General features: G+C 71.6%; 7 protein-coding genes and 2 pseudogenes. 4 read left to right on the forward strand and 5 right to left on the reverse strand.

The window, feature by feature from the left end:
• Positions 1–128: 128 nt before the first annotated feature.
• Together O3Q52_RS43650 and O3Q52_RS43655 are read left to right on the forward strand one after the other, a co-directional pair.
• On the forward strand, positions 129–2,150 hold the full coding sequence (locus O3Q52_RS43650) for a CocE/NonD family hydrolase (protein ID WP_269654073.1): 2,022 nt from the start codon (positions 129–131) through the stop codon (positions 2,148–2,150).
• On the forward strand, positions 2,117–2,797 hold the full coding sequence (locus O3Q52_RS43655) for a TetR/AcrR family transcriptional regulator (protein WP_269654074.1): 681 nt from the start codon (positions 2,117–2,119) through the stop codon (positions 2,795–2,797). Before O3Q52_RS43650 ends, O3Q52_RS43655 begins: the two co-directional genes overlap by 34 nt.
• A 142-nt stretch (positions 2,798–2,939) precedes the next feature.
• On the opposite strand, the gene O3Q52_RS43660 is transcribed toward O3Q52_RS43655, so the two are convergent.
• Entirely contained in the window at positions 2,940–3,908 is a 969-nt protein-coding gene (locus O3Q52_RS43660; protein ID WP_269654075.1) for an SGNH/GDSL hydrolase family protein, read from the reverse strand.
• A 189-nt stretch (positions 3,909–4,097) separates the two neighbouring features.
• Between O3Q52_RS43660 and O3Q52_RS54295 the strand changes: the two are divergent.
• Positions 4,098–4,790, forward strand: a pseudogene (locus tag O3Q52_RS54295) (MFS transporter); the annotation flags it as partial.
• Between the two features lie 40 nt (positions 4,791–4,830).
• Positions 4,831–5,361, forward strand: coding sequence for a hypothetical protein (locus O3Q52_RS54300; protein ID WP_332113001.1), 531 nt, complete (start codon positions 4,831–4,833; stop codon positions 5,359–5,361).
• Here O3Q52_RS54300 and O3Q52_RS43670 read toward each other — a convergent pair.
• The 4 genes and pseudogenes from O3Q52_RS43670 to O3Q52_RS43685 all read right to left on the reverse strand — a co-directional run.
• A pseudogene (locus O3Q52_RS43670) lies at positions 5,348–6,373 on the reverse strand (aspartate aminotransferase family protein); the annotation flags it as partial. The gene O3Q52_RS54300 and the pseudogene O3Q52_RS43670 overlap by 14 nt on opposite strands.
• A 63-nt stretch (positions 6,374–6,436) precedes the next feature.
• Entirely contained in the window at positions 6,437–7,003 is a 567-nt protein-coding gene (locus O3Q52_RS43675; protein WP_269654076.1) for a hypothetical protein, read from the reverse strand.
• A 261-nt stretch (positions 7,004–7,264) separates the two neighbouring features.
• Positions 7,265–7,936 (reverse strand): response regulator transcription factor, encoded by a 672-nt coding sequence (locus tag O3Q52_RS43680; protein WP_269654077.1) that lies wholly within the window; start codon positions 7,934–7,936, stop codon positions 7,265–7,267.
• A 34-nt stretch (positions 7,937–7,970) separates the two neighbouring features.
• Positions 7,971–8,322: ATP-binding protein (locus O3Q52_RS43685; RefSeq protein WP_332113000.1), on the reverse strand; the 352-nt coding region annotated here is incomplete at its 5' end.

Consider the following 8,322-nt stretch of genomic DNA (forward strand, 5'->3'; position numbering starts at 1 on the left):
CCGTTCAGGCCGATGCGGGGGTCTGGGGGCGGAGCCCCCAGAAGGGACGGGAACGGGTAGGGGCGGCGGGGGCGAAAACACCCCCACCACCCCACCGCTCGCCGCAAGCCGTACACCCAAGGAGCCCCGTGAAATACCGCGAGCACTTCGACCGGCAGGTCACGCGTGAGGACGTCTGGATCCCCACCCGGGACGGGCGAACGCACCTGCACGCCCGCATCTGGCGCCCGACCGACGCCGGGACAGCCCCCGTGCCCGCTCTCCTCGAATACCTCCCGTACCGGAAAACCGACTGGACGGCCCCCCGCGACGCCCAACGTCACCCTTGGTACGCCGGCCACGGCTACGCCTCCGTACGTGTGGACATCCGAGGCCACGGCGACAGCGAGGGAACCCCCGGCGACGAGTACGACGCACAGGAACTCGCGGACGGCGTGGACGTCGTCAACTGGCTTGCCGAGCAGCCCTGGTGCACAGGCAAGGTCGGCATGTTCGGCATCTCCTGGGGTGGCTTCAACTCCCTCCAGATCGCCGCCCTCGCCCCCGAACCGCTGAAGGCGATCGTCACGGTCTGCTCGACGGACGACCGCTACGACAACGACGTGCACTACACGGGCGGCGCCGTCCTCGGCATCGACATGCTCGCCTGGGCGGGCACGATGCTGGCGTTCGCCGCCCGCCCGCCGGACCCGACGAGCGTGGGCGGGGACCGCTGGCTGCCGATGTGGCGCGAGCGCCTCGAAGCGCTCGACCCCTTCCTGCACACCTGGCTGGCACACCAGCAACGCGACGACTACTGGCGGCACGGCAGCGTCTGCGAGGACTACTCGGCGATCGACGCGGCGGTCCTGGCCGTCGGCGGCTGGAACGACCCCTACCGCGACACCGTGCTGCGGCTCGTGGAACACCTGCCCGACGACCGTGTACGGGGGATCGTCGGGCCCTGGTCGCATCAGTACCCGGACCGCGGCCTGCCGCCCGGCCCGGCCATCGGGTTCCTCCAGGAGACCCTCCGCTGGTGGGACCAGCACCTCAAGGGCGAGGACACCGGCGTCATGCGCGAGCCGAAACTGCGCGCCTGGCTGAACGACCCGGTCCCGCCCGCCACTTCGTACGACGAGATGCCCGGACGCTGGGTGGGCGACGACAACTGGCCCTCGCCCTCGGTCAGTTGGGATGCGCGGCCGCTCGGGGGCAGCGACACCCCCGTCCTCGTACGGTCTCCGCAGCACACCGGTCTCGACGCCGGCCGCTTCTTCCCGTTCGGCAACGAGAGCGATCTGCCGCCCGATCAGCGGGAGGAGGACGGCCGTTCGGTCTGCTTCGACTCGGCTCCGCTGGACGGGAGGGTGGAGATCCTGGGACGTCCGCGCGTCCGGCTCCGTCTCGACAGCGCGACACCGCGCGCCCACGTCGTCGCCCGTGTCTGCGACGTCGCGCCCGACGGCTCGTCCACCCTCGTCACCCGTGGCGTCCTCAACCTGCTGAGCAGGCACGGGCGTGACCGGGCCGTGGAGTGGACCCCGGGCACGTACGAGACCGTGGAGTTCGAGCTCAACGGCATCGGGTACGCCTTTCCGCCCGGGCACCGCATCAGGGTCGCCGTCTCGGACACGTACTGGCCCTGGGTGTGGCCGCACGGCGAGCGCGGTCAGTTGGCCGTACTGCCTGTCGGCAGCGCGCTGCTCCTGCCCGTACGGGATCCCGCGTCGGACGGGGACGAGGGCCGGGCGCCCATCCGTTTCGAGGAACCCGAGCAGGCTCCGCCGCTGTCCGTCACCTACGAGCGCCCCGCCGAGGCGACGCCGGAGCGGCTGGTCACCTGCGACGTCGCGAAGGGCGAGTGGACGCTGGAGGTCGACCCCAACTACGGCGGATCGCGGGTCTACCCGGACGGGCTGCGCTACGAGGAGAGTGCACGCGAGACGTACCGGATACGGGCCGACGATCCGCTGTCGGCGGTGGCCGTCTCCGAGTGGACGATCCGGCTGCGGCGCGGCGACGACTGGGACGCTGAGATCATGACGCGTACGGAGCTGCGGGCCACGGCCACGGAGTTCATCATGGACAGTCGCATGGAAACACGGGCGGACGGAGAGACAGTGGTCAAGCGCGCATGGCACCGCACCACCCCGAGGACGTCGGCGTGAAGGCCGCGAAGACGCCCCGCCGTGCCGTCGCCGCCGCCGACCGCACCCGCCAGCCCACCGAGGTCCGCCGCCGGCTCATCGTGGAGGCGGCCGTCCCGCTCATCGCCGAGCGCGGGTACGCGTCCGTGGGCGTCCGGGACGTCGCCGCCGCGGCCGGGGTGTCGGTGGGTACGGTCACGTACCACTTCGGCAGTGTGCAGGAGATCCTCTCCGAGGCGATGGTGCTGCACATCGAGCGCTACTACGCGGCGCTGAACGAGGCCGCCGAGCAGGCGGCCGGCAGCGGTGAGGCGCTGCGGCTGCTGATCGACGCGCTGTTCACGGAGGACACCGACCGGCACTGGCGCATGTGGTTCGACTACTGGAGCGCGGGCGACCGCGACCAGGACCCCGAGCAGGCCTTCGCGAGCGGCCAGGCCAAGCGGTACGAGGACTGGCACAGCCAGATCCGCGCACTGGTCGAACGAGGCGTCGCCGACGGGGAGTTCGTCTGCGCGGACCCGGCCGGCTTCACCGTCCGCTTCGCCGCCCTCTCCGACGGACTGGCCCTCCAGCGACTGCGCCAGTCACCCGAACTGAGCACACAGGACGCCCGTCGGCACCTTTACCGGCTGGTCGAGTCCGAGCTGGGGACGGGCGACCAGTAGCGCTTCGTGAGTTTCTGACCCTGGTCCGTGTCAGGAGGCGCGTCCGCAGGTCGGGCGGTGTCCCTGCGGCCCGGCGGGAACGGGTTCCCCAGCCGCTGGATCGCCTCGCACCTGGGACCGGGCCCGCCCCGGCAAGGGCAGGTCAGTTCAGCTGTGCGGCCACGGCGCCGGTGATCGCCCGGGTGATGCGCAGGATGCCGGGGGAGCGGACCGGGCAGGGCCTGGGCGTCGTGGTGGTGGGGGCCAGGCAGAAGTGCAGGTAGTCGTCGTCGATGTGCAGGGCGGTCCGGCCGCTGCCCGGCTGGGTGCAGTACGCCGAGTGCTCGCGTTCGTACGCGGTGCACGGCAGGTACTGGCTCCAGGTGTAGCGGGCCGAGGCCGGGCTCACCGCCTTTCCGGCGTCCGCGAGCATGTCCCCGGAGGCGGCGGCCTGCCGCTCGTAGACGGCGTTGACGCGGCGGACCCGGTCGGGCGTCATGGGGTCCGGCCCCTGGAGCACCCAGACGACCTTCGGCCGGTCTCCGCCCGCCGCGCCCGCGATCTGGTCGGTCAGCCGTCGTGCGTCGGCGGTGTAACGCGCGAAGTACTTGTCCCGCGCCTTGTCGTGGGTGATGCCGTCCATGCACGGCGTGTAGCCCCACGCGTTGCCCCAGAACTGCAGCACCACGAAGTCCGGCCGCAGCGTGCGTACCAGCGCGGCGGCCTTGTCCTTGGGCGGCACGAGCGAGTCCTTGCCCGTGCCTTCCAGGTAGTCGCAGAGCGTGGTGCCCGAGTAGGGGGCGCTGGTGTAGCGCGCCTTCAACTCGTCGCGCATCAGGCCGCCGAGGACCTTCTGGTTCTCCATGGCGAGGGAGTCGCCGAGGTAGAGGACGGTGGGGCGGGAACGCTGTGAGGGTGCCCCGGCCCCGGTACTGGAGCCGGCCCCGGCCCCAGAGTTGGGCTCGGCCTCAGTGTCGGTCCCGGGCGTGGCGGCCGGCCGCTGATGCGTGGTCGAGGACGCCTTGGGCGCCGAGGGGACGGGTGCCCCGGACTCGGGTCCGGACGAGGGGTCCCCGCACGCGCCGAGCAGCAGTAACCCGGCCAGTACCCCCACCATCCACGGCTTACGCATACGGCAACTCCCGCCCCGGCCACCGAAAACGGCCCCCAGACAAGCACAGTGGGACTCAAGGGGGAAGAGCCGTTCAGGCCGCGACCCGCCCGGAGGCGGCCGGGACCGCAACAACGTAGCTCTGCTTAAAGCTGTATGGAGAACTCTTCACTTGTGCTGCGCTGTCGAGGTCGGGCACGGTTGTGGATCATGCAGCCCAACTCCCCATGGCGGACGGCCGACTTCAGGACGCTCTTCAGTGCGACCGCACTCAGTCAGCTCGGCACGAACGTCAGCTATGTCGCCGTCCCGCTGATCGCCGTGGCCGAACTCGACGCGAGCCCCGGCCAGGTCGGCGCCCTGGCCACATTGAGCACGCTCGCCTTCCTGCTCATCGGCCTGCCCGCCGGAGCCTGGGTGGACCGGATGCGTCACCGCAGGGTGCTGATCGTGGGCGACCTGGCGCGGGCCGCCCTGTTCGCCTCCGTCCCGCTGGCCTGGTGGCTGGACGCGCTCACGCTGGGCCAGTTGTACGCGGTGGTGCTGCTGAACGGCTGCGCCACCGTCTTCTTCGATGTCGGCTCGCAGAGCACCCTGCCCGGACTCGTCGGACGCGACGCCCTCGTGCAGGCCAACGCCGCCATGATGAGCCTCATGGCCGTGAGCAACGTGGCCGGCCGGAGCGCGGGCGGCGCGCTGGTCCAGTTCCTCACCGCGCCGGTGGCCGTTCTCTGCACGGCGGCCAGCCATCTGGGCTCCGCACTCCAGCTCACCCGGGTCCGCCCCGATCAGGCGCCTCCCGCACCGGTCCGTACGGTCGGACTGCGCAAGCAGATCGGCGAAGGGGTCCGCCACGTCTTCGGCAACGTGGAGCTGCGCGCCCTCGCGCTCACCGCGGCCCTCACCAACCTGGGTTCGCAGATCATCAACACCATGCTCCCACGTGCTCTTCGTGCGCGAACTCGGCCTGCCCGCAAGCGCGTTGGGCCTGTACTGGGCGGCGGGCGGCATCGGCCTCCTGCTCGGCGCCCGCTGCGCCCGCCCTCTCGCCGGGCGCCTCGGATACGGCCGTACCCTCGGCGTCATGGGCCTGTGTCTCGCGCCCGCCGGACTCCTCGTCCCGCTCATCGACCGCGGGCCGTGGCTGTGGCTCGCGGGTGCCGGGGGAGTGCTCGTCCTGTTCAAGACGGGCGTGGACAACGTGCTCGGGGTGAGCCTGCGCCAGCGGATGACCGCGGACGCGCTCCTCGGCCGAATGAACGCGACGTTCAGGTTCGTCCTCACCGGGGCCCTCGCCGTCGGTGCGGCCGTGGCGGGGCTGATCGGTGAACTGGCCGGTGTGCGCGCCACGTTGTGGGTCGGCGCCGGACTGCTCGCCACGGCCTTCCTGCCGGTGTTCCTCTCTCCGGTCCGCGGACGCCGTGAACTGCCCCACGAACAGCCCCTCGGAGCAGTACCCGTCACAAGGAGCTGACCGCATGCTCCAGGGCATTCGCCACCCGGTCCGTATCGGCCTCTGTCGTACGCCAGTTGCTGAACGCGGCCCGCAGCGCGTGCGTCCCCTCGTAGAAGGTCGGCGTCATGAACGCCTCGCCGGATTCGGCGACGGCCCGGCCCAGCGCGTGCACCCGCTCCCGGGTGGGGTCCCCGTCGAGCGTGAAGCAGACGACGTTCAGGCGGACCGGCGCGAGCAGCCGCAGGCCCGGTGCGGCGGTGATCCGGTCGCCGAGGCGCCGGGCGAGCGCGATGTTCCGTTCGACGATCTCCCGGTGTCCTTCGCGGCCGTACGCGGCGAGTGAGAACCAGGCGGGGAGCGCGCGCAGCCGGCGTGAGTTCTCGGGTGTGAGGTGGACGAAGTCGGGCTCCCCGGTGGGCAGTCCGAGATACGGCGACGCGTTGTGGAAGACCCGCACCTGGAGATCCCGGTGGCGGGTGAACTGCACGGCCGCGTCATAGGGGACGTTGAGCCACTTGTGAAGGTCGACGCAGACCGAGTCGGCGGCGTCGAGGCCGTCGGTCAGATGCGCGTGCTCGGGGGACAGCGCGGCGAAACCGCCGAAGGCGGCGTCCACGTGCAGCCAGAAGCCGTACCGCTCCTTGAGCGCCGCGATCGCCCGCAGGTCGTCGAAGTCCACCGTGTTCACGGTCCCGGCATTGGCCACGACGACGGCCGGGCGCCCGTCCAGCTCGTCGAGCGCCTCGGCCAGCCGCGCCACGTCGACGGCTTCCCGGCCACCGGGCAGCACCGGCACCGTACGCAGCCGGTCGCGGCCGATGCCCAGGACGGACAGGGCCTTGGGGATGCTGGAGTGCGGGCTGCCGGACAGTACGTCGACCGGCCCGAGGGCGGCGACTCCCGCCTCGGACACGGAAACCCCCAGACGCTCGCCCAGCCACTCCCGAGCGAGGGCCAGCCCGACGGTGTTCGAGACGGTCGCACCTGTCACGAACGCGCCGCTGTGTGCCTCGCCCAGCCCGAACAGTTCAGGGCGTCGCCGCCACGCTCGATGTCCGTCGCCAGATCCTGCCGACGCCGCGGAACGCCCTCGTCACCGCGAACGCCGCAGCATGCCCCGCTGCCGGGCGCCCCGGTCGGGCGGAGCCAGGATCTTCTCGGCCGCTGCGATGAACTGTCTGCGGGCGTCGATGAGGTCACTGTCCGCCTGACCGTTCTGCACGAGGCGGTCGTCGAGATCCAGCCGCATGCGCCAGACGTCCGTCTGCCGGACGGCCGCCGCATGGACGGTGTCGGCCAGCTCACCCATCGGCGCGGGGCCGGTGATGGCGACGTTCGTGGCCGCTCTGCCCAGCGCGCCCAGGGCGTCCATGGTCGGCTCCCACAGACCTCGATGCTCGTCCTCGCTCCGCCATTCGAGAGCCACGCGGGCCTCGATGACGGCGTTGATGCTCTGCCGGAACGCCTCACACTCGTCGAGCACGGTCGCGAAGGCGGCACGCCGCTCGTCGCGCAGACGGTGCCGGACCTGGAAGGTCTCCTGCTGCTGTGCCTGCCGACGTGAGGACCTGGCATGGAGAAGCGGTCCGGTCAGTCCGGCGGTCAAGGTTCCCCCTATGCCCAGAGCGGTCGCCCAGATGACCGTGTTGGCTTGGTCCATGCCGCACATCATGCCGCCGCCACACCTGTGAATGGCTGAACTTGACCGATTGGCACGGGAGTTGGACTACCACGGGGTCTGCCGCGCGCACGATGCCCTGGGAGCCGGCGGAGGGAAAGTGCTGGCGACGAGCCCTGTGGGCGTCGGCCGGGTGGAGCTCCACGGCCCGGGTGTGGCGCCCACCACAAGCGGGCCCGGGCGCGGCTCCCCGTACGGGACCGAGCCCGAAGGTGCCGTCACGGATCGGCCCGCCGTCACGTCTCAGTGCGGAGGCCGTACGAGCCCGGACCGGTAGGCGAAGACGACCAGTTGGGCGCGGTCGCGGGCGCCCAGTTTCGTCTTGGCCCGCTGGATGTGGGTGCGTACGGTCAGCGGGCTGAGGAACAGTTCCTCCGCGATCTCGGTGTTGGACTTGCCGTCCGCGGCGAGGGCCATCACCTCGCGCTCACGGGCGGTGAGGGCGGCCAGGTCCCCGAGGAGTGCCGGATCGGCGCCGGAGTCGGGGGTGGCGAGGAAGCGGGTGATGAGGGAACGCGTGGCGGCGGGGGACAGGAGCGCCTCGCCGGAGGCCACGGTGCGGATGCCGTCGAGGAGCGCGTCGGCGGTGACGTTCTTGCCGAGGAAGCCGCTCGCTCCGCCGCGCAGCGCCCGGGCGACGTGCTCGTCGGTCTGGAACGTGGTGAGGATCAGGACACGCGTGGCCGCCAGGTCCGGATCGGCACAGATGGCGCCCGTCGCGGCGAGACCGTCGGTGCCGGGCATGCGGATGTCCATGAGGACGACGTCGGGGCGGTGGAGGCGGGTGAGTTCGACGGCCTTCCCGCCGTCGTCGGCCTCGTCGACCACCTCCAGGTCCTCGCAGGAGTCGATCAGTATCCGGAAGGTCGCCCGCAGCAGGGTCTGGTCGTCGGCGAGCAGCACACGGATGGTCATCGGGGCCCTTCCGAGGTCGGGAGCGGTTGGGGAGTCAGGAGTGGACCGGGAGTTCGGCCGTGACGGCGAAGCCGCCCTCGGGGCGGTGGCCCGCCTGGAGACGGCCGCCGGCGGACTGGGCGCGCTCCCGCATGCCGATGAGACCGAACCTGCCGCCGGGAGCCGGTGGGGGCGCGGTGGCGCCGCCGTTGTCGCTGACCTTGAGGGTCAGCCGGTCGTGGGCGTACGCGAGCTCCACCTGCGCCGTCCTCGCGCCGGCGTGTTTGGCGACGTTGGTGAGCGCCTCCTGCACGATCCGGAAGGCGGTCAGGTCCACCCCGGGTGACAGCGGCCGCTCCTCGCCGTCGACGGTCACGACGACCTGGAGTCCGGCGGAGGCGAACGCG

Source organism: Streptomyces sp. ActVer (assembly GCF_027270795.1).
Lineage (GTDB): Bacteria > Actinomycetota > Actinomycetes > Streptomycetales > Streptomycetaceae > Streptomyces > Streptomyces umbrinus_A.

Bases quoted from the DNA above. Each gene is read 5' to 3' on its own strand.
- O3Q52_RS43655 (WP_269654074.1), top strand. From the start codon at position 2,117: ATGGCACCGCACCACCCCGAGGACGTCGGCGTGAAGGCCGCGAAGACG.
- O3Q52_RS43660 (WP_269654075.1), bottom strand. From the start codon at position 3,908: ATGCGTAAGCCGTGGATGGTGGGGGTACTGGCCGGGTTACTGCTGCTC.
- O3Q52_RS43675 (WP_269654076.1), bottom strand. From the start codon at position 7,003: ATGGACCAAGCCAACACGGTCATCTGGGCGACCGCTCTGGGCATAGGG.
- O3Q52_RS43680 (WP_269654077.1), bottom strand. From the start codon at position 7,936: ATGACCATCCGTGTGCTGCTCGCCGACGACCAGACCCTGCTGCGGGCG.